This window comes from Microbacterium sp. SGAir0570, assembly GCF_005491085.2.
Taxonomy (GTDB): domain Bacteria; phylum Actinomycetota; class Actinomycetes; order Actinomycetales; family Microbacteriaceae; genus Microbacterium; species Microbacterium arborescens.
The window spans coordinates 2,507,573-2,527,154 of sequence record NZ_CP027929.1; the positions used below are offsets into that span (position 1 = coordinate 2,507,573).

Sequence of the window (19,582 nt, forward strand, 5' to 3'; positions counted from 1 at the left end):
GCGTCAGATGACGGCGCCGGCGCGATAGCCGACGCCGCGGACGGTCGTCACGATGCGCGGATTGTCGGGGTCGATCTCGACCTTCGCCCGCAGCCGCTGCACGTGCACGTTCACCAGACGCGTGTCGGCCTTGTAGTGGTAGCCCCAGACCTGCTCGAGGAGCATCTCGCGCGAGAAGACCTGCTGCGGCTTCGATGCGAGCGCGACGAGCAGCTCGAACTCCAGCGGCGTCAGCGCGATCACGTCGGCTCCGCGACGCACCTCGTGGCCCTCGACGTCGACGACGAGATCGCCGATGCGCAGCGACTCCGATGCCGACGCGACCGCGGGACGCAGGCGGGTGCGGATCCGAGCGACGAGCTCCTTGGGGTTGAACGGCTTGACGATGTAGTCGTCGGCTCCCGACTCCAGCCCGCGCACGACATCCGCGGTGTCGGTGCGCGCGGTCAGCATGATGATCGGCACGCCGGACTCGGCGCGCACCTGCGTGCAGATCTCGATGCCGTCCACGCCGGGCAGCATCAGGTCGAGGAGGATCAGGTCGGGCTTCTCGCTGCGCCAGGTCTCGACGGCCGCCGCGCCATCGGCGCAGAACACGGTGTCGAACCCCTCGGTGCGCAGCACGATGCCGATCATCTCCGCCAGGGCGGTGTCGTCATCGACCACCAGGATGCGAGAAGTCATGGGCGGCGTTCGTCTTTCGGCTCGGGCTCGCGCGCGACGTGCGCGTACTCACCGTACCCGACCCACGCACCGTCGACTCCGGACGCCGCGCGCTCGTGTGACACGATGGGTTCGACCGAGCCGACTGTTCCAGGAGTGCATCGTGACGTCATACCCCGCGTGGACGCCGGCGCCGCGTCCCGGCATCATCCCGCTTCACCCGCTCTCGTTCGGAGTGATCCTGGGGCGTTCGTTCTCGGCCCTGCGCCAGAATCCGAAGGTGCTGCTGGGCTTCGCCCTCGTCGTGCAGACCGTCGCCATCCTCGTCGCGACCGCGGGCATAGTGGCCGTCGGCTTCGCCACATTCGGCCGGCTCGCGTCGCTCCGGCCCGGCACCGACGAGTTCGAGACCGTCCTGGCCGGCTCGATCGCGATCAGCGGGGCGACGGCGCTCGTGCTGTCCCTGGCCGCGGGAGCGCTGGGCGTCATCGTTCAGGGGGTCGTGGTCAGTGAGGTCGCGCACGCCGTCGTCGCCGAGAAGCACACCCTCGGCGGTCTGTGGCATCGCGTGAAGCCGGTGGCCTGGCGCCTCATCGGGTATTCCGCCCTGGTGTTCCTCATCGTCGTGGTCGTCATCGGCATCCTCACCGCGGGTGTCGTCGGGCTTGCGATGAGCGTCGGTCCCGCGGCCATCGTGCTCGCCATCATCCTGGGACTGTCGGCGATTCCGTTGAGCCTGTGGCTGAGCACGAAGCTCCTGCTGGTGCCATCCGTCATCGTGCTCGAGCAGGCGACGGTCTTCGGGGCCGTCGCGCGATCGTGGCGACTCACGCGCGGCCGGTTCTGGCCGACGCTCGGCATCATCGTCATCATCTCGATGAGCTTCGGCATCCTGGCCCAGGTGATCAGCGTTCCCTTCTCGTTCGTCACGATGGGCCTGACATCCGTCATCACGCCGACCGGCGACCCCGAACCCGGCCAGATCATCGCGCTGCTCGTCGGCACTCTTCTGGCGCAGGCGTTCGTCACCCTCATCCAGACCATCGCCGTCATCGTGCAGTCGACCGCGGGAGCGCTGGTCTACATCGACTGCCGCATGCGGCGCGAAGGGCTCGACCTCGACCTGTCGTCGTACATCGACCAGCGGGACGCCGGAATCGCAGCCCCCGACCCCTATCGACGCAATGTGGGGCGCGTGCTGGACGGCCGCTGGCAGCAGCCCCCGGCGTACGCCGGCGCACAGTCCGGTGCCGCTTACCCCGGGCAGCCGGGTTACGCCGGACCGGCGGGCTACGCAGCACCGGCGGGGTATGCGGCGCCGTCGGGGTATGCGGCGCCGTCGGGGTACGCGACCCAGCCCGGGTACGCCGCGCCGGCCGGGTATCAGCCGCCGTCGCCCGGCGAACCTCCGGCTCCGGCTCCGGCTCCGGCTCCGGCTCCGGCTGAAACCTCCGGGGAGACCCCCGCAGCCCCGGCGGATCGCCCGTCATCGACCGACTGGACCGCTCCGGGCGCTGACCGCGCATGAGGTTGCTCGCCACTCCGGTCGCCCCCGACCCCGACGAAGCCCGTCGCTGGGCTGAGGAAGAGCTCTCGAAGGCCGCCTACCGAGAGGCCGAGCCCACGCCCATCGACCGCTTCGCGCGTGGCGTGGTCGACTTCCTGGCGGCTCTGTTCAACGGGCAGGTTCCGGCGACGCTCGGCCCTTGGCTCGCGGTCGGAGCGATCGTGGTGCTGCTGGTGCTGGTCGCCGTGGCGATCCTCATCTGGGGGCGTCCGCGCACCGTCGTGCGCTCGCGGGCGAGCGTGCCGCTCTTCGGCGAGGACGAGACACGCAGCGCCGACCAGATGCGCGCGGAAGCGGCGGATGCCGCGGGCCGGGGCGCCTGGGACGAGGCGATCGTCCTGCGTGTGCGGGCGCTCGCCCGCGGCCTCGCGGAGCGCACGATCGTCGACCCCGCCCCGGGCATGACGGTGCATCGGTTCGCCGCCGACGCCGGACGCATCTTTCCCGCGGAGAGCGAGGAACTCGACCGCGTGGCCCGCGTGTTCGACGACGTGCGCTATCTGCGGCGACCAGGCACGGCTGAGGCATACGCCACCGTGCGGGCTCTCGACGAGCGGCTTGCGGCAGCGCGAGCGGAGGTGCCGGCATGAGCACGGCCCCCGCACCATCGGCTGCCCGTCGACGATCGCGCTCGGTACTCGGCTGGGCGGGAGTGGGCGCCGGCCTCCTCGTCGCGGGCATCGCGGTCGCAGCGATCGCCGGTATCAACACGATGCCGGCACAGGGGCTCCTCGACCCGGAGGCCGCCGGCCCCGAGGGATCGCGGGCGCTGGCCGAGCTGCTGCGCGACCGAGGCGTCGAGGTCGAGATCGCCCGTGACCGCTCGGCGGCACTGCGTGCCCTCGACGGCAGCGACGCGACGCTCGCGATCGCCGACACCGCACCGCTCGACGACGACGACCTCGTGGGCCTGCGGGATGCCGCCTCCGGCGTCGTCCTGCTCGAGCCGCGCACGCGCGATCTGCGGCTGCTGCTCGGCGCCCCGCGCAGCGCGGGCTTCGCCGACGGCGCCACGGTGGAGCCCGACTGCGACCTGCCCGCCGCCGCCGTCAGCGGGCCCGTCGGCCCCGGCGAGGTGTTCACCGCCGACGGCGCCGACCACGCGTGCTATCCGGCCGCAGCGGGGTACGGGCTCGTCGCCTCCGGCGAGGGAGCCGACCGGGTCGTCGCCCTGGACGCGACCGCGCTGCTGGTCAATCAGCGGCTCGCCGACGACGGGAACGCCGCGCTCGGGCTCAACCTGCTGGGCTCTCGCGACACCGTCGTCTGGTACCTGCCGTCGATCGGCGACGGCTCGCTCACCGGCACACCCTCGCTGGGCGAGCTCACTCCCCCATGGGTGACCCCCGCGATCCTGCTCCTGCTCGGCTCGGCCGTGGCCGCCGGGATCTGGCGCGGCCGCCGCTTCGGTCCGCTCGTGGCGGAGAACCTGCCGGTGACCGTCCGCGCGTCGGAGACCACCGAGGGCCGGGCGCGCCTGTACGCGGCGTCGGCCGACCCCGTGCACGCGCTCGACCAGCTCCGGCGCGAGACTCTGCGCCGCATCTCGCGGGCGCTCGGGCTCGGCTCCGCCGATGCCGGGGCCATCGCCGATGCCGCGGCGAGCCGCATCGGCGACGATCGCACACGCGTTCGCGGCATCCTGATCGACGACCTCCCCCGAAACGACCGCGACCTCGTCGACGCCGCCGACCGGCTGCGCGATGTGGAAGCCGCCGTCCTCCGATCCGTCCGTCCCGAAAGGAACACCCCATGAGCGAGACCGCACCCGGCGACCTGCGCGAGGCGATGAACCGTGTCCGGCTCGAGGTCGGCAAGGCCGTCGTCGGCCAGGACGGCGCTGTGACCGGCCTTCTGATCGCGCTCCTCGGCCGCGGGCACGTGCTGCTCGAGGGCGTGCCCGGCGTCGCGAAGACCCTGCTCGTGCGCACCTTCAGCCGGGCGGTGGGACTCGACACCGCCCGCATCCAGTTCACTCCCGACCTCATGCCGGGCGACGTCACCGGATCGCTGGTCTACGACGCTCGCACCGGAGAGTTCGAGTTCCGTTCCGGGCCGGTCTTCACCAACGTGCTGCTCGCCGACGAGATCAATCGGACGCCGCCGAAGACCCAGGCCGCTCTCCTGGAGGCCATGGAGGAGCGCCAGGTCTCGGCGGACGGCGTCTCCCGACCGCTGCCCGACCCGTTCCTCGTGGCGGCGACGCAGAACCCGGTCGAGCACGAGGGCACCTACACCCTCCCCGAGGCGCAGCTCGACCGCTTCCTGCTGAAGCTCGTCATCGACCTCCCCGCCCGGGACGACGAGATCTCCGTGCTGCGTCGCCACGCAGACGGCTTCCGGCCCGGCGCGCTCGAGACCGCGGGCGTATCGGCGGTGGTGACGGTGGCCGAGATCCGCGCCGCCCAGCAGGCCGCCGCCGCCGTGGAGGTCTCGGACGACGTCCTCGGCTACGTCGTGGATCTGGCCCGGGCGACCCGCCAGTCCCCGTCCGTCCAGCTCGGCGCGAGCCCGCGCGCCGCCACCGCCCTGCTCGCGGCCGCCAAGGCGTGGGCGTGGCTCGGCGGCTACCCGGCGATCACACCGGACCACGTCCAGACGATGCTCGTGCCCGCGTGGCGCCATCGGCTGCAGCTGCGCCCGGATGCCGAGATCGAGGGTGTCTCCGCCGACACGATCCTGACCTCGGTACTGCAGCAGACGCGCGTCCCGATCTGAGCCGCCGTGTACCTCTCCGGCCTGTTCGTGCTGCTCGTCGCCGTCGGCGTCGTGCCCGTCGTGCTCGCTCCCGCCGCGGGACTGAACGCGGCGTGGACGGCGCTCGCGTGGCTCGGGCTGTGCCTCATCCTCGCCGCCGTCGACCTCGTGTTCGCGGGGCCGCTGCGCGCCGCCGAGATCGAGCGGCGCATACCCTCCCGCGCACGGGCCGGCGAATCGGTCGAGACGACGCTCCTGCTGCGCAATCGCGGCGGCCGCCGCATCCGCGGGAGCCTCCGCGACGGGTGGCAGCCGACCGCGGGGGCCGGCGAAGCGCGTGCCGCCGTCGACATCCCGGCCGGCGAGCGCCGAGCCGTACCGATGCCGCTCCTTCCGCGGCGCCGGGGCGAGCTGCGCTCGGCGTTCGTCGCGCTGCGCAGCCGCGGACCCCTGGGACTGGCCGGGAGACAGCGCGTCATCCCCGCCCCGGGCGCCCTGCGCGTCCTACCCCCGTTCGCCTCGCGTCGGCATCTGCCGTCGCGGCTCGCGCGCCTGCGCGAGCTCGACGGCAACACGAGCGTTCAGGTGCGCGGGCGTGGGACCGAGTTCGACAGCCTCCGCGAGTACGTGCGGGGCGACGACGTCCGCTCCATCGACTGGCGCGCGACCGCCCGCGCGGGAACGACGATGCTGCGCACCTGGCGCCCGGAGCGCGACCGCCACGTCGTGATCGTCATCGACACGGGCCGCACGAGCGCGTCGCGCGTGGGGGATGGTGTGCGCCTGGATGCCGCGATGGAGTCGGCGCTGCTGCTCAGTGCTCTCGCGGCGCGCGCCGGCGACCACGTGCATCTGCTCATGTTCGACCGTGCGCGTCGCGCGCGGGTCACGGGCATCGACGGGCCGCGGCTGCTGCCCGCCCTCGTCGACGCGATGGCGCCGGTCGAGCCGACACTCATCGACACCGATTGGAACGCCGTCCTCACGGAGGTCCGTGCCCTGACCTCGCGGCCCTCGCTCGTGGTGCTGCTGACGGCGCAGGACGCCCCCGACGCGGCCCGCGGCTTCCTCGGAGCCCTTCCCTCGCTCACCGAACGCACCACCGTGCTCGTCGGCTCGGCACAGGACGCACCCGAGCCGGCGCCCGTGCAGCGCACCGCGGAGGACGTCTACCGCGAGGCCGCCGTCGCGCACGCCACCCGCGACGCCGAACTGGTCGCCGGGGCGATCCGCCGGGCCGGGGGCGAAGCTCTCAGCGCGACCCCCGATGCTCTGCCGCCCGCCGTCGCCGACCACTACCTCGCGCTGAAGGCCGCCGGCCGCCTCTGACTCCGCCGTGAGCGCCGGCGGCTGCCGACCCGACTTCGCAGCCCGGCACCGCAGCACCCCAGCACCCCACGCTCACCTGGCAGCTCACGCCCCCACCCCGGCCTGCAAGGGGCCACAACTGCCCACCCGAACCCGCGCCTCACGCTCACCTGGCAGCTCGCGCCCCCACCCAGCACCAAAAGGGGCCACAACTGCCACCCCAAGGCCCGCCAACCCAAAGGCCCGCCCACCCGAGCCCCACAGCACAGCGCCCATCCCACCAGCAACGGCGAAGGCCCGCCCCGGGTATCGGGACGGGCCTTCGCACGGATGCTGCGGGTCAGCGCAGGTCGAAGCGGTCGAGCTCGGTGACCTTGGTCCAGGCGGCGACGAAGTCGCGCACGAACTTCTCGCTCGCGTCATCCGAGGCGTACACCTCGGCGATGGCGCGCAGCTCGGAGTTGGAGCTGAACAGCAGGTCGACGCGCGTGCCGATGCCGATCTCCGACCCGTCGGCGTTCACGCCGCGGAAGGCGTGCGAGCCGGGGTCGAGCGGCTTCCACGTGGCGCCGAGGTCGAGCAGCTTCACGAACACCTCGTTCGTCAGCACGCCCGGGCGCTCGGTGAACACGCCGAACGACGATCCGTCGTAGTTCGCGCCCAGGGCGCGGAGGCCACCGACGAGCACGGTCATCTCGGGGGCGCTCAGCGTCAGCAGGTTCGCCTTGTCGATGAGGTGGTGCTCAGCCGGCAGGAACGCGTTCGGGCCGTAGTAGTTGCGGAACCCGTCCGCGACCGGCTCGAGGTGGCTGAACGACAGCTCGTCGGTCTGCTCCGCGGTGGCGTCGGTGCGGCCGGGACGGAAGGGAACCGTCACCTCGACGCCGCCGTCGCGCGCGGCCTTCTCGACACCGGCGTTGCCCGCCAGCACGAGGAGGTCGGCCAGCGAGACCTTCTTGCCGTCGGCACGGCCGTCGTTGAACGACGCCTGCACGCTCTCGAGCACGCCGAGCACGCGCTGCAGCTGGGCCGGGTTGTTGGCCTCCCAGTCCTTCTGCGGGGCGAGACGGATGCGGGCGCCGTTGACGCCGCCGCGCTTGTCGCTGCCTCGGAACGTCGAGGCCGCGGCCCACGTCGTCGAGACGAGCTCGCTCACGGTCAGGTCGGTGGCGAGGATGCGGGCCTTCAGGTCGGCGGCATCCGCGTCGTCGATCAGCTCGTGGTCGACGGCAGGCAGCGGGTCCTGCCAGATGAGCTCCTCCTGCGGAACCTCGGGGCCGAGGTAGCGCGCGATCGGGCCCATGTCACGGTGCGTGAGCTTGAACCAGGCGCGGGCGAACGCGTCGCCGAAGGCGACCGGGTCGTCCTTGAAGCGACGCGAGACCGCGTCGTAGGCGGGATCCATGCGCAGAGCCAGGTCGCTCGTGAGCATGCGCGGCTCGCGGCGGCCGTTCGAGTGCGCGAGCGGCACCATGTCGGCACCGGCACCGTTGACGGGACGCCACTGGTGTCCGCCGCCGGGGCTGCGCATGAGCTCCCAGTCGTAGGCGTAGAGGATGTGGAAGAACTCGTTGTCCCAGCGGGTGGGGTGGTAGGTCCAGGTGACCTCGAGGCCCGACGTGATGGTGTCGTCGCCGTGGCCGGTGCCGAAGTTGTTCTTCCACCCCAGGCCCTGCATCTCGACGCCCGCGGCCTCGGGGTTGTCCTCGAGGTTCGAGTCGGGAGCTGCGCCGTGGGTCTTGCCGAAGGTATGACCACCGGCGATGAGGGCGACGGTCTCCTCGTCGTTCATGCCCATGCGGCCGAACGTCTCGCGGATGTCGCGGGCCGACTTCAGCGGGTCGGGCTCGCCGTTCGGGCCCTCGGGGTTGACGTAGATGAGGCCCATCTGCACGGCGGCGAGGGGCTTCTCGAGGTCACGGTCGCCGGAATAGCGCTCGTCGGCGAGCCACGTCGTCTCCGGGCCCCAGTACACGTCGTCGTCCGGCTCCCAGACGTCGGGACGGCCACCGGCGTAGCCGAAGGTCGAGAAGCCCATGGACTCCAGCGCGACGTTTCCGGCGAGGATCATGAGGTCGGCCCACGAGATCGACTGGCCGTACTTCTTCTTGACGGGCCACAGCAGGCGCCGGGCCTTGTCGAGGTTGACGTTGTCGGGCCAGCTGTTGAGGGGGGCGAAGCGCTGCTGGCCGGCCCCGCCGCCGCCGCGGCCGTCGGTGACGCGGTACGTGCCGGCCGAGTGCCAGGCCATGCGAATCATGAGCGGACCGTAGTGACCGAAGTCCGCCGGCCACCAGTCCTGCGACGTGGTGAGGACCTCTTCGATGTCCTTCTTCACGGCGGCGAGGTCGAGCGACTCGAAAGCGGCCTTGTAGTCGAAGTCCTCGCCGACGGGGTTGGCCACGGCGGGGTTCTTCTTCAGGATGCGCAGGTTGAGCTGGTTCGGCCACCAGACGTGGTTGGCGTTGCCGACCGTCGGATGCGGCTGTCCGCCGTGCGAGCCGTGGCCGTGCCCCTGTCCCTGCTCGCCGCCGTGGATGACGGGGCAGCCGCCGGCGTCGTTGGAACGCGGCCGGGTCTCGCCGTCGGCGCGCTCGTCCTCGGGTGTGTCGATGGGGGTAACCGCCTGGTCGGTGTCGGTCACGTCCTCGCCGATGGGCGCGGACTGCTGGTCGCGATCGCTCATGGGGATCCTTCCGTTGGGGGTTTTCGGGAGAGAGAGAAGGTCAGGATGCTGCGGGGGTCGCGGATGCGGCGCACGCCGCACACCGCCCCCAGTAGGTCACCTCGGCCGAGGCGACCTCGAAGCCGTGGTCGTCGGACGGGTGCAGGCACGGCGTGTGCCCGACGGCGCAGTCGACGTCTTCGACACGCCCGCACGCGGTGCAGACGAGGTGGTGGTGGTTGTCGCCGACGCGCAGCTCGAACAGCATGGGGCGACCGGCGGGCTCGATGCGGCGTGCGAGGCCGGCGTCGGCGAAGTCGTTGAGGGCGTTGTACACCGACTGTCGACTGGTCTGGGGCATCCGTTCCGCGACAGCCGCGTAGACCTCGTCGGCACTGGCGTGAGGCCGCGCGCGCAGAGCGGCGTAGACGGCGGAGCGGGACTCGGTCACACGCAGACCGGAGGCGCGGATGGCCTCGGGAGCGGTCGCGATCGTCATGCCTCGATCGTATCCCGCATTTTTGATCAGATCAAATTAAGCAGTGGTGAACGGCTACGTCAGCCCGCAACGAGACGCGGGGTCCCGGCCTCGTACTCGGTGAGGTCGCCGGTCTCCCCCCGACGTGCCGCCGCGCGGCCGAGCACCAGCATGTAAGCGAGGAACACCGCGAGGGCCAGCGCGCCGATACCGATCTTGATCGGCCACGGCCAGGGCTGACGCGTCACGAACCCCTCGACGAGACCGGAGAGCGCGAGAGCGAGAATCAGGCCGATCGCCCCCGTCGCGAGCGAGCGCCCTGCGGCGGCGAGCGCCTCGCCGCGACTGCGCCTGCCGGGGGCGATCCACGCCCAGAAGATGTGGAGTCCCGTCGCCCCGGCCACGAAGATGCAGGTGAGCTCGAGCAGGCCATGCGGTGCGATATGCAGAAGGAAGACGTCACCGCGGTCGAAGGAGATGAGGATCGCCGCCGCCTGACCGATGCTCACCGCGTTCTGCATGAGCACCATCACGGGCCACAGGCCGGTGATCCCGAACAGCACGCACTGGGCAGCGATCCAGGCGTTGTTCGTCCACACGGTGCCCGCGAACACCGCGGCGGGATTCTCGCTGTAGTAGGCGGTGAAGTCGTTCTTCGCGTACTGCTCGAGCTGCGCCTGCGATCCCAGCGCCGCCACTGCGGCGGGGTCGCCCGAGACCCAGAACGCGACGAGCGAGCTGATCACGACGAAGGCGACGGCGACGGCGAGCGTCGTCCAGCGGACGCGATACAGCGCAGCCGGCAACTGGTGCACGAAGAAGCGGGGCAGCTGCCGGAGCACGTTCTCGGGGGCTCCGGTGAGCCGTAGCCGGGCGCGCGACAGGATCATCGAGAGCCGGTCGCCCTCGACGCTGCGTCCCGCGGAGGTCTTGATATCGGCGAGGTCGGCGGATGCGGCGCGGTAGCGCGTGACCAGCTCGTCGACCTCGTCGCTCGACAGGCGGCGTGCACGACCGAGCGCGTCGAGCCGATCCCACTCGGCGCGACGCGCGGCGACCAGGGCGTCGAGGTCCATTTGCTTAACTGTACCCATGACCACGCCCGCTCCCCCGGTGCAGATCCGCCAGGACGAGATCCTCACCGGCGAGGCGGTGGCGCTCGACGTTCAGCCGCTGGGCTTCTTCCTCCGCGCCCTCGGCGCGCTCATCGACGTCCTCTGCGGCATCGCGCTTCTGCTGCTGTTCTTCTTCGTCGGAGGCTTCGTGGTCGGCGGGCTCGGCCTCGAGAGCTTGTCGGGGATTCTCGTCGTGTCGGCACTCGTCCTGGTGCTCGTCGTCATCCCGACCGCCGTCGAGACCCTCTCTCACGGCCGCAGCCTGGGCAAGCTCGCGGTCGGTGGCCGCATCGTGCGCACCGACGGCGGGGCGACCGGATTCCGCCAGGCGTTCATCCGCGCTCTCGTCGGCGTCCTGGAGATCTGGTTCACCTTCGGCGCGCTCGCGGGCGTGGTCGCGGCCTTCACCCCGCGTTCGACTCGACTGGGCGACATGGTCGCCGGGACCTACTGCGAGCGCACCCGGGCTCCGCGCCTCCCACCGCCCGCCGGACCGGTCCCGATCGAGCTGCGGGAATGGTCGGACGTCGCCGACGTGGCGCGCCTGCCCGACCGCGTCGCCCGACGAGCATCCCAGTTCACGCGCTCGGCCGAGGGCATGGAACCGGCGGCACGACTGCGCTCCGCGACGATGATCGCCAGCGAGGTCGCGCCCTTCGTCTCGCCGCTGCCGCAGACGGACCCCGAGACGCTCGTCCGCGCGGTGGTCGCGGTCCGGCGCGACCGAGAGTACGCCGCGATCCAGCGGATCGACGACCGGGCGCGTGCCCTCGTCGGCGCGGCTCCCGAGACACCGCGCGGATTCCCCGTCAGACCCGAAGCGTCTCGTGACGGATGACGACCCACCCCTTCGGCACCGAGAGGCGCTCGGTGTGGATGGCGCACAGGTCGTGCGCGTGCGGGTCGGTTCCGCCGCCCAGCGGGCCGAGCGCAGCCATCTGGTCGCCGTAGTCGAAGGTCAGGGTCGTCACGGCCTCGCGGGCGCAGCCCACCTTCGAACACAGTCTCTCGCGCATCCCATCCACGGTAACGCCGCGGACGCTGCGTGAGCGGATGCCGCGCCGGTGCCTCATCCCGCGGCGCATAGGATGGCCTCATGATCCGGCGTCGTTCCCGACCCGTGCCGCCCCGGCGGAACCGGCCGTCGCGTCACGGCCGTCACGGCCGCGATGACAGGAGCCCCGTCGTCCGGCCGCCGCTTCCGCCCCTCGAGACCCGCTCCGAGCGATTCGATCTGTCGGTGGGCACGGCCGCCGAGTTCCTGCGCAGCGCCTGGCCCGAGCTGCGGGAGGTCCGTTTCGAGGTCGCCGGGATGCCCGCGGCCAGTGACGAGGACGGCATCCCGCGTTGGCAGGTCTTCGCGGCCGAGAAGCGGATCGTGCTGTACCGGCTGCCGATCGAGCGCCTCAACCGGCTGCACCGCAACGACGATCTGCACCGCCGGATGATGGTCGAGAGCTGCGTCTTCCGCGCGGCGGCCGAGTACCTCGACCGCGATCCTTGGGACCTCGGGCCCGACCGGTTCCGCTTCCTCTGACCGAGAGGTCAGGGATACACGGTGAGCTCGGCCGCTGCGGCGGCCGAACCCGTCACGGGATAGGTCCCGAGCTGCCCGGCACCCGAGAAGCCGACGGATCCGCGGATGCCGCCGGGACCGGGATCGAGGCGGTAGACGGTCCCCGCCGCGACATCGATCGTCCGCGACTGCCCCGCGGCCAGCTGCACCGTCTGCGACTCCCCGCCGGACACGGGCGTCAGAGTCGCGGCGGTCTCCTGGTCTGCGGTGAGCGTCAGTGTGGGACCGGGACCCGGAGCGACGGCGACGAGGGTCGGCGCGTCGACGAGGGGGGCACCGACAGCCCAGGCGAAGTCGGCGGGGGTCGCCTGATCGGTCGAGGTCCACGCCGCCGCCACGAGCGGATCGGCCGCGGTCGCGGTCACGGTGTATTCACCGACGGGCATCCCCGTCACCTCGAGCTCGAGCGGGCGTCCCGCGGCGAGCGCGATGGCGTCCTGCTGCGACACCACGCTGCCGTCGGCGACGGAGCGCACCGTCACACTCGCCAGGGTGTCGGCGGCCGTGGCCATGAGGCGTACCGACATCCCGCCCGCTGAGGCGACGGAGTCGGGCGCAACGGTGACGTCGACCGCGGGGATGACCTGCTGCGTCGCGGGAAGGGCGCTCGCCCCCACCTGGTCGACGCCGCCGGCGATGAGGGTGCGCGTGAGCGCGGACTGCAGGGATGCCCGCACCGGGGCACCTTGTGCCGTGACCTGCACGACGGGGCTCTGCTCACCGCGGCGGAGCGCCGCGAGAGGGATGGCGCGCTGCGAGCGGGCGGCGACGACGATGTCGCGGCCCGCGACGGGGTCCTGAGCTCCGTCGGCGCCGAACACGCGCAGGTCGACAGTCGCCGCGACATCCCCCGGGTTCGTCAGAAGGACGAGGTCGCTCGCGCCCGTCGCAGCCGATCCACCGACGAGCCACGACTCCATCGCGGGCCGGGTGCATGCCGAGACCGCCAGGCCGCGCAGGTCCGGGTCATCGAGCGAGGCCGAGGATGCGGCGCCGAGATCGGTGGGGACACCGCCCGTGGGCTCCGCCGAGAACGCCGCCGGCGGTGCGCCCTCGTCGGCGCGGTCGGGTGTCGCGAGGGTGTAGGAGGTCGGGTCGCCGCTGTCGGCGGCGGAGACGACGCTCGAGGGCGCAGCCGCGGTGATAGCCCCCGCCGCCGTCGCGTCTCGCCCGAGCGCGAGGAGCGGACCGTCGCAGGCCGCGACCGAGCGCGCGGCCTCGGGTACCACGTCCAGGGACATGGGCTCGCGGGCGAGGGTCGGCCACGGCGCGGCGGCCGCGACGATCACGCCCCCTCCCACGACGGCAGCGGCCACCGCTCCCGCGGCGAGACGGGTCACGAGTGCGGTTCGCGTGTTCATCGGTCCCTCCGGCGAAGCGGTCGGATGCCCACGAGGCGCGGTGCCGCTCGCGAGGCCGAGCGGCTCCCACGTGTCGGCAGCGCCAGGAGGAGGGCGATCGCGAAGACGGCTGCGATCCCGCTCCATGCGGCCGACGCGACGGCGCGAGCCGACGTCGCAGCCTCAGCGCGGGGAGCGATGTCGCCCGACAGGCGCCATAGCTCGCCTCTGTCCGTCGACCCGACGGCGTCGAGCCCATCCCGGCCGCCCAGGGCCGTCGCCGCCGCGAGCCGCGTGCTGCGGGCCGCGGCCGACTCGTCGTCCCCGGACGACGCGAGCAGGATGAACGCGACCCCGTGGTCTCGCAGCTCCGCGACGACGTCGTTCGCGGTATCGGCGACGAGGTCGGCAGCGACCTGGGCCGCTTCTCGGTCCGCATCGGTCAGCTCGGTGCGCGCGGTCACGAGAGTCGACTGACCACCGAGGGTCGCACTGCCGCCCCACACGACATCCACGGCGACGCCGTCGTCGGTGGGCGTGAGGACGATCGTGCCGAGCCCCGGCGAGTTCGCCCCCTCGGCGGCGACGAACGCAGGGAGGGTGCTGGTCGCACCGCGACCGACGACCGAGGCTTCCCGGGCATGGGAGGTCAGCATCGGAACGGCTGCGACGACGAGCCCGGCGACGGCGAGCCCGGCGGCAGCGGCGCGGACGACGCGGGCCGGCACGACGCTGTCGAGCGTCAGCAGGGCACCGCCGGCGACTCCGACCCAGGCGAGGCTGAGCGCCGCTCCCGGCCACAGCGCGATCGCGGTCGTGCCGTCGATGACGACGGCCACGCCGGCCGCGGCGAAGGCCGTCGCCACACCGAGCCCCGCGATGGCGAGAAGCACGATTCCGACGAATCGCCGAGCCGACATGGCGGCGGCGAGAGTGAGCGCGAGCAGCGGCGCCGTGAACAGGATGAGCCACCAGAGTGGCCCCGCGGCACCGGTGAAGGCGGCCCAGCCCGCGTCGGCGGGGAAGCCTGCCGCGAGCAGGAACCTCCCGAGGACGTCATCGGCGAACCGCGGGCCGCTCCATGGCACGCCGGGGTCGGCAAGGAGCGACCAGGGGTCGCCGACGCGCAGCCGCGCGAACACGAGCGGTGCCGACAGCGCCACGGACGGGACGATGATCCAGAGCCACCGGAACGCCGCACGTCGGCCGCGGAGCACCATCGACAGCACGACCGCGAACACCCAGATGACCACGACGGGGGCCGCGAGCACGGGCGAACATGCCAGCACGACGGCGAGCAGGATCGAGGCCGTGCCGGCGTTGCCCCACGACCGGTGCGCCGCGGCCGCGGTGAAGGCCAACCACGGCAGCACGAGGTGGACGATGACGGCTGCCGGCCGCCCATCGCCCAGAGCCACGAGGAACATCGGCGCGAGCGCCCACGTCACCGCCCCGACGATGCGCAGAACCGGGCGTTCGGTGATGCGGGTCGCCGCGAACCAGCCGCCGAGTACCGCGAGTGGAAGTGCGAGCAGCCAGAGCACCACCAGCGCGCGCGACGGGTCCGCCGGCGACAACGATGCGAGCACGGCGAGGACCGCGCTGAACGGGTCGGCCGGCCCGACGGCATCCCAGCCGAGCGGGCGCTGCGCACCCGTCGCTTCCGACCAGGCGCGCGCGGCGCTGGCGGCTAGTGGGGCGAGCGCTCCCCCACCGATCGAGGGCCAGCTCAGCGCGGCGGGCATCGACGCGATCGAGACCACGAGCGCGGCGAGCACGGCCCAGGCACCGCCTCCGGAGAAGAATCCGAGCTCGGTGCGGCGGGGACCGTCGCCGGCGGGCTGGTCCTCGATGAGCCGCTGACGCATGACGCGCGAGCTCACGCGCAAAGATGCCAGCTGCGACCACGATGCACGCCGGTGACGCGCGATGCGACGCCGGGTCCGGGTCACTGCCGGCAGACGCACCATCACGACGGCGGCCGCCGACCATTCCGGGCCGATCCGCGCGGGCCGCTTGCCGACGAGGTGGAGGATGCTGCGCCAGAGCGCGAGCGGGAGGAGCGAGAGCCAGTGGAGCACGACCGCCGGCGGCGGGGCGTAGACCAGCCTGCGGTGCAGCTGCGCGACACGGGCGGCGTGGACGGCGCGAGCCCGCGCGGCGGTCGTGCGCGGTGCGGGCGCACCGGCCACGCCATCGTGGGCCACGGCGATGCGCGCGCCGGGGGCGAGCACGACACGACCGCCGGCCAGGCGCACCCGGACACCGAGATCGAGCCCCTCGTCGGCACCGGCGAGCGCCTCGTCGAGCCCCTCGAGCTCGCGCCACGCCGCCGTGTGGACGAGGAGCCCGCGCACGTCGCCGCCCAGGACGTCGTCCGTGCCGTCGTGCTGCCCCTGGTCGTGCTCGCCGTCGGCGAGCCCGACGGCGGCGCCGAACCTGGTCATGGAGCGTCCGAGCGAGACGATGCGGGTGTTGTCGTCCCACTCGACGAGCTTGGGGACGGCGATGGCGACGGACGGGGCCGTCTCGAGCGCGGCCGCGAGGCGCTGCAGCGCCTCAGGTTCCGGCGCGACGTCTTGAGCCAGCAACCAGATGGCGTCGCCGTCGATCCGACGCGAGGCGAGCCGGAGCGCCGCGGCGAAACCCGTGCGCGCGGGCGCTGAGATGACCGCTTCCGCGCCCGACTCCTCGGCGAGAGTGCGCAGGCGTTGGTCGCCGCCGCAGAGCACGATCGTGAGGGCGTCGACGGCGCGCGTCTGATCGCGCAGCGCGGCGAGCGTGCGCATGAGATGGAAGGCCGCCGGTGTGCGTCCGTCGGGACGCACGACCAGGAGCGCGTGGACACGGGCGGGCATGACGGAGCAAGCCTAGGCGGCGATTCTGAGCGCCCCCGGCAGCAGCGGGGCGGTTCGCCGATATCGGTGGAGGCTGTCGCCGTCCCTCGTCAGACCGCGCGGCGCTTCAGCTTGCGACGCTCGCGTTCGCTGAGACCGCCCCAGATGCCGAAGCGCTCGTCGTTCTGCAGGGCGTACTCCAGGCACTCCCCCCGCACGTCGCACGACGTGCAGATGCGCTTGGCATCACGAGTCGAGCCGCCCTTCTCGGGGAAGAACGCCTCGGGATCGGTCTGCGCGCACAGTGCATCGGTCTGCCAGGCCAGAGCGTTGTCGTCACCGTCGGTATCGACGCGCCGCACTCCGGGCACACCCAGGTTGACCGGGTCGACGAACCAGTTGTCGGGAACGCCCGAACGGTATGCCGTCATATCGTGTCCCCTCCTCGCCGGCCGGCACGCGAGCCGCGTGTCTCGCATTAATTACACCCGTGTCATTCCCTCGGGTCAAGTCGCGGATCGTAAACCCTCAAGCGCATGTTTAAGCTTCGCGGCGGTTCGTCGGCGTGTCGCGGCTCACTCGCCGCCCGGCTGAGCGACGAACGCCTCCCCCGCGCCGCCGATCGCGACCGACGCCGCCGAGACCACGGCCGCCGTGCCGGGAACGAGCTCCACGCGCTCTCCGTCCGCTTCGACGACGATGTCACCGCCGGTCGCGAGCACGACGGCCGGTCCCGCGAGCGCGATCTCGGTAACCGCTTCGAAGGTCGTCTCGACGCGCGCAAGACGGAAATCCGGTACGCCGACGTCGTAGCCGAAGACCCCGGGCGCGACCTCGACCGGCTCGACGATCGGCGCGGGACCGCTCGCGGTGCTGACCACCTGCAGCAGCTCCGGCACATCGACGTGCTTGGGGGTCAGGCCCCCGCGGAGCACGTTGTCGCTGGCCGCCATCAGCTCGACGCCGAGGCCGTCCTGATACGCGTGGAGCACGCCGGCCGGAGCGAAGAGCGCTTCTCCGCGCCGCAGCTCGACGAGGTTCATGAGGGTCGCCACGATGAGGCCGGCATCGTCGGGGAACGCCGCCGCGATCTCGCGGAGGACGCGGCGCTCGGCCGCGAAGTCCGAAGCATCCGCAGCGTCGCCCGCCGAGCGTTCCAGCGCGGCGGAGAGGTCGGTCACGACATCGGCCGCCTCGCCCGAGAGGGCCCAGCCGATGACACGGCGCAGCGCAGCGGGCTCATCCTCGGCGTCGGTCGGCGTGAGAGCGGCCGACAGCGCGCCGACACCGCCGCCTGCGCCCAGCGACGCGAGCAGACGCTGCGTGTCGACGACGGGCCGCAGCCCGACGAGCGCGCGGAAGCTCTCCGACAGGGCGACGATGATCTCGGGCTTGTGATTCTCGTCGCGGTACAGCCGCTCGGCCGCATCCCGGGGGATGCCGGCCGCCTCCTCGCGCGCGAACCCGACGGCCGCCTGCTCCCGAGACGGGTGCGCCTGAATCGACAGCGACGTCGCCGCGGCGAGGATCTTCAGCAGATACGGAAGAGGCGGTATCCCCGCCTCGGACAGGGCGAGGTTCAGCGGACGTCCGGTGCCGTCGTCCACGCGCGACGGGCTGCCCGGGTGGTCGCCGAACCAGATCTCCGCTTCGGGTGCCCCCGAGGGCTCCCGCCCCTGCAGCTCAGCGATGAGCGTCTCGGAGCCCCATGCGTAGTCTCTGGCGATGTTCGAGATCGGAATCAGCACGGACCCAGCCTAGGACGCAGGGCCGTGAGACCCGGTGCCGAGACGCGACGCCGCGGTAGCCTGTCTGCACCATGGCCGTCTACTCCCGACATCCCGTCTCGGCGCCGCCCACGGCTCCCGCGCGCGAGACCACGGGCCACCTCCTGCTCCGCGCCTGGTGCGTCTTCGTCATCGCCGCTTCCATGGCCGGCACGAGCTGGTTGATGGCCTTCGGCTCGGCGGGCGCAGCGGTCGTCGTCGTCGGGACCGGCATCGTGTCGGTGATCCTGTGGGTGTCGCTGCGACCACGGGTGCAGTGGCGCCGGCTGCCGTGGTTCGCGCTGGCCTACGTCGCGTGGGCGGTGGCTTCGATGCTGTGGTCGGCGTGGCTGGGCGCAACCGAGCTGACGCTCCTCCTGCTCGTGTCGACGACGGTGCAGGCCATGTTCGTGGGGGCCGTGCTGACGTGGCGCGAGATCCTGCGCGCGGTCGCGGCGGCGCTCAAATGGATGCTCGGGCTCTCGATCGTCTTCGAGCTGTGGGTCGCAGTGATCTGGCGCGGCGACATCCTTCCCGGCTTCGTGCGACCGGGCGAGGACTACACGGGTCACGCCATCACCCTGTGGTCGCGTGACAACCTCTTCAACGGAGGCCGACTGCAGGGCATCTTCGGAAACGCCAACCCCCTCGCCTACATCGCGCTCCTGGCGATCATCGTCTTCATCGTGCGGATCGCCTCCGGAGCACCGCGACGATTCCTCCTCGGCCTGTGGACCGTCCTCGCGCTGTTCCTCTTCTGGCGCGCGTCGTCGGCGACCGCGTTCCTCTGCGCCCTCGCCGTGGCGGTCGTCCTCGTGACGATCCTGCTCATGCGCACGGCCCGGCGCCCCGGTGAGCGCACACGGTTCTACCTCATGTACGCGGCGGTCGCCGGGATCGGGGGCGGGGCTGCCTGGTTCGCCCGCGACACGGTCTTCGAGCTGCTGGGTCGGTCCTCCGACCTGACGGGCCGGCAGCGGATCTGGGATGCCGTCGGTGAGCGCATCGCCGAGCGCCCCGTGATCGGGTGGGGCTACTCGACCCCCTGGGTGCCCTCTGACCCTGCCTTCGACGGCTGGATCGTCGACCACGGCGTGAGCGTGATGCAGGCGCACAACATGTGGCTCGATGTCGCCCTGCAGCTCGGCTTCGTCGGTGTCGCCCTCATCGGCCTGGCGCTGCTGGCCTTCGTATGGCGCTCGTGGTTCTTCGCGGTCGACCGACCCCGCTGGGACCTCGTCGCGGATCGGCCGTACAGCGCCCTGACCCTCGTCCCTTCACTCGTCGCGACGATCCTGCTCGTCCAAGGCCTTGCCGAGTCGGCTCCGCTGCTGAACTGGGGATGGTTCCTCATCATCCTGTTCGCGTTCAAGATCAAGCAGGCCCCGCTCGTCGGGCGCGGGCCGGCCGAGCAGCGTCTCGACGCGGAGCAGGGCGACCGCCTTCCCGAGCAGCGGGAGGCGCTCCGCCACGCATGAGTGCTCTCAGGGGCCTCCGGCTACTCTGAGAGCATCATGGCCAGTCATACGCGTGGGGGATCCGGAACGGATGCGTCGGCGACCCCGACCCC

At 72.2% G+C, this 19,582-nt stretch carries 17 protein-coding genes; 8 read left to right on the forward strand and 9 right to left on the reverse strand.

Annotation, left to right across the window (positions count from 1 at the left end; translation table 11 throughout):
- Nucleotides 1-3 precede the first annotated feature (3 nt).
- Nucleotides 4-684: an MtrAB system response regulator MtrA gene (gene mtrA, locus C1N74_RS11990; protein ID WP_023955378.1), complete on the reverse strand. Its 681-nt coding sequence runs from the start codon at nt 682-684 to the stop codon at nt 4-6.
- A 142-nt stretch (nt 685-826) separates the two neighbouring features.
- Here mtrA and C1N74_RS11995 point away from each other — a divergent pair, with 142 nt between their 5' ends.
- The 5 genes from C1N74_RS11995 to C1N74_RS12015 are packed head-to-tail and all read left to right on the forward strand — an operon-like array spanning nt 827 to nt 6,256.
- The gene (locus C1N74_RS11995) at nt 827-2,191 is read left to right on the forward strand and encodes a glycerophosphoryl diester phosphodiesterase membrane domain-containing protein (RefSeq protein ID WP_137750601.1); all 1,365 of its coding nucleotides are present in this window, start codon (nt 827-829) and stop codon (nt 2,189-2,191) included.
- A complete protein-coding gene (locus tag C1N74_RS12000; RefSeq protein WP_137750602.1) occupies nt 2,188-2,820 on the forward strand; it encodes a DUF4129 domain-containing protein in 633 nt (210 codons plus the stop codon). Before C1N74_RS11995 ends, C1N74_RS12000 begins: the two co-directional genes overlap by 4 nt.
- Nucleotides 2,817-3,986, forward strand: coding sequence for a DUF4350 domain-containing protein (locus C1N74_RS12005; RefSeq protein WP_036305936.1), 1,170 nt, complete (start codon nt 2,817-2,819; stop codon nt 3,984-3,986). The genes C1N74_RS12000 and C1N74_RS12005 overlap by 4 nt, the downstream gene beginning before the upstream one ends.
- The gene (locus C1N74_RS12010; RefSeq protein ID WP_023955386.1) at nt 3,983-4,948 is read left to right on the forward strand and encodes a MoxR family ATPase; all 966 of its coding nucleotides are present in this window, start codon (nt 3,983-3,985) and stop codon (nt 4,946-4,948) included. Before C1N74_RS12005 ends, C1N74_RS12010 begins: the two co-directional genes overlap by 4 nt.
- 6 nt (nt 4,949-4,954) lie before the next feature.
- Nucleotides 4,955-6,256, forward strand: coding sequence for a DUF58 domain-containing protein (locus C1N74_RS12015; protein WP_071919246.1), 1,302 nt, complete (start codon nt 4,955-4,957; stop codon nt 6,254-6,256).
- A 319-nt stretch (nt 6,257-6,575) separates the two neighbouring features.
- Here the strand turns inward: C1N74_RS12015 and katG are convergent, their stop codons facing one another.
- Genes katG through C1N74_RS12030 form a run of 3 tightly spaced genes read right to left on the reverse strand, consistent with a single transcriptional unit; the run spans nt 6,576 to nt 10,454 of the window.
- On the reverse strand, nt 6,576-8,921 hold the full coding sequence (katG, locus tag C1N74_RS12020; protein ID WP_137750603.1) for a catalase/peroxidase HPI: 2,346 nt from the start codon (nt 8,919-8,921) through the stop codon (nt 6,576-6,578).
- Between the two features lie 40 nt (nt 8,922-8,961).
- Entirely contained in the window at nt 8,962-9,399 is a 438-nt protein-coding gene (locus C1N74_RS12025) for a Fur family transcriptional regulator (protein WP_088380519.1), read from the reverse strand.
- A 59-nt stretch (nt 9,400-9,458) separates the two neighbouring features.
- Nucleotides 9,459-10,454, reverse strand: coding sequence for a stage II sporulation protein M (locus C1N74_RS12030; protein ID WP_137750604.1), 996 nt, complete (start codon nt 10,452-10,454; stop codon nt 9,459-9,461).
- Between the two features lie 16 nt (nt 10,455-10,470).
- Between C1N74_RS12030 and C1N74_RS12035 the strand changes: the two genes are divergently transcribed.
- Nucleotides 10,471-11,331 (forward strand): RDD family protein, encoded by an 861-nt coding sequence (locus C1N74_RS12035; protein ID WP_137750605.1) that lies wholly within the window; start codon nt 10,471-10,473, stop codon nt 11,329-11,331.
- On the opposite strand, the gene C1N74_RS12040 is transcribed toward C1N74_RS12035, so the two are convergent.
- The gene (locus C1N74_RS12040; RefSeq protein WP_036305938.1) at nt 11,303-11,509 is read right to left on the reverse strand and encodes a DUF3499 family protein; all 207 of its coding nucleotides are present in this window, start codon (nt 11,507-11,509) and stop codon (nt 11,303-11,305) included. The genes C1N74_RS12035 and C1N74_RS12040 overlap by 29 nt on opposite strands.
- Nucleotides 11,510-11,589: 80 nt before the next feature.
- Here C1N74_RS12040 and C1N74_RS12045 point away from each other — a divergent pair, with 80 nt between their 5' ends.
- A complete protein-coding gene (locus C1N74_RS12045) occupies nt 11,590-12,030 on the forward strand; it encodes a metallopeptidase family protein (RefSeq protein WP_023955399.1) in 441 nt (146 codons plus the stop codon).
- Between the two features lie 8 nt (nt 12,031-12,038).
- Here the strand turns inward: C1N74_RS12045 and C1N74_RS12050 are convergent, their stop codons facing one another.
- From C1N74_RS12050 to manA, 4 genes are all read right to left on the reverse strand, one after another.
- Nucleotides 12,039-13,430 carry a DUF5719 family protein gene (locus tag C1N74_RS12050; protein ID WP_137750606.1) on the reverse strand — a complete coding sequence of 464 codons (1,392 nt, stop codon included), beginning with the start codon at nt 13,428-13,430 and terminating at the stop codon, nt 12,039-12,041.
- Complete coding sequence (locus C1N74_RS12055) at nt 13,427-16,267, reverse strand: glycosyltransferase family 2 protein (protein WP_023955403.1); 2,841 nt, start codon at nt 16,265-16,267, stop codon at nt 13,427-13,429. Before C1N74_RS12055 ends, C1N74_RS12050 begins: the two co-directional genes overlap by 4 nt.
- 89 nt (nt 16,268-16,356) lie before the next feature.
- Nucleotides 16,357-16,677, reverse strand: a complete 321-nt coding sequence (locus C1N74_RS12060) for a WhiB family transcriptional regulator (RefSeq protein ID WP_023955405.1) — start codon at nt 16,675-16,677, stop codon at nt 16,357-16,359.
- A gap of 144 nt (nt 16,678-16,821) precedes the next feature.
- The gene (manA, locus tag C1N74_RS12065; RefSeq protein WP_023955407.1) at nt 16,822-17,994 is read right to left on the reverse strand and encodes a mannose-6-phosphate isomerase, class I; all 1,173 of its coding nucleotides are present in this window, start codon (nt 17,992-17,994) and stop codon (nt 16,822-16,824) included.
- 71 nt (nt 17,995-18,065) lie between these two features.
- Here manA and C1N74_RS12070 point away from each other — a divergent pair, with 71 nt between their 5' ends.
- Nucleotides 18,066-19,490, forward strand: coding sequence for an O-antigen ligase (locus C1N74_RS12070; RefSeq protein ID WP_023955409.1), 1,425 nt, complete (start codon nt 18,066-18,068; stop codon nt 19,488-19,490).
- Nucleotides 19,491-19,582: the final 92 nt, after the last annotated feature.

Excerpts from the sequence above, each read along its gene's own strand:
- C1N74_RS12005 (WP_036305936.1), top strand. The coding sequence starts at position 2,817 with ATGAGCACGGCCCCCGCACCATCGGCTGCCCGTCGACGATCGCGCTCG.
- C1N74_RS12025 (WP_088380519.1), bottom strand. The coding sequence starts at position 9,399 with ATGACGATCGCGACCGCTCCCGAGGCCATCCGCGCCTCCGGTCTGCGT.
- C1N74_RS12035 (WP_137750605.1), top strand. The coding sequence starts at position 10,471 with ATGACCACGCCCGCTCCCCCGGTGCAGATCCGCCAGGACGAGATCCTC.
- katG (WP_137750603.1), bottom strand. The coding sequence starts at position 8,921 with ATGAGCGATCGCGACCAGCAGTCCGCGCCCATCGGCGAGGACGTGACC.
- mtrA (WP_023955378.1), bottom strand. The coding sequence starts at position 684 with ATGACTTCTCGCATCCTGGTGGTCGATGACGACACCGCCCTGGCGGAG.
- C1N74_RS12040 (WP_036305938.1), bottom strand. The coding sequence starts at position 11,509 with ATGCGCGAGAGACTGTGTTCGAAGGTGGGCTGCGCCCGCGAGGCCGTG.
- C1N74_RS12010 (WP_023955386.1), top strand. The coding sequence starts at position 3,983 with ATGAGCGAGACCGCACCCGGCGACCTGCGCGAGGCGATGAACCGTGTC.
- C1N74_RS12070 (WP_023955409.1), top strand. The coding sequence starts at position 18,066 with ATGGCCGTCTACTCCCGACATCCCGTCTCGGCGCCGCCCACGGCTCCC.
- C1N74_RS12045 (WP_023955399.1), top strand. The coding sequence starts at position 11,590 with ATGATCCGGCGTCGTTCCCGACCCGTGCCGCCCCGGCGGAACCGGCCG.
- C1N74_RS12000 (WP_137750602.1), top strand. The coding sequence starts at position 2,188 with ATGAGGTTGCTCGCCACTCCGGTCGCCCCCGACCCCGACGAAGCCCGT.
- C1N74_RS12060 (WP_023955405.1), bottom strand. The coding sequence starts at position 16,677 with ATGACGGCATACCGTTCGGGCGTTCCCGACAACTGGTTCGTCGACCCG.
- C1N74_RS12030 (WP_137750604.1), bottom strand. The coding sequence starts at position 10,454 with ATGGACCTCGACGCCCTGGTCGCCGCGCGTCGCGCCGAGTGGGATCGG.
- C1N74_RS12055 (WP_023955403.1), bottom strand. The coding sequence starts at position 16,267 with ATGCCCGCCCGTGTCCACGCGCTCCTGGTCGTGCGTCCCGACGGACGC.
- C1N74_RS12050 (WP_137750606.1), bottom strand. The coding sequence starts at position 13,430 with ATGAACACGCGAACCGCACTCGTGACCCGTCTCGCCGCGGGAGCGGTG.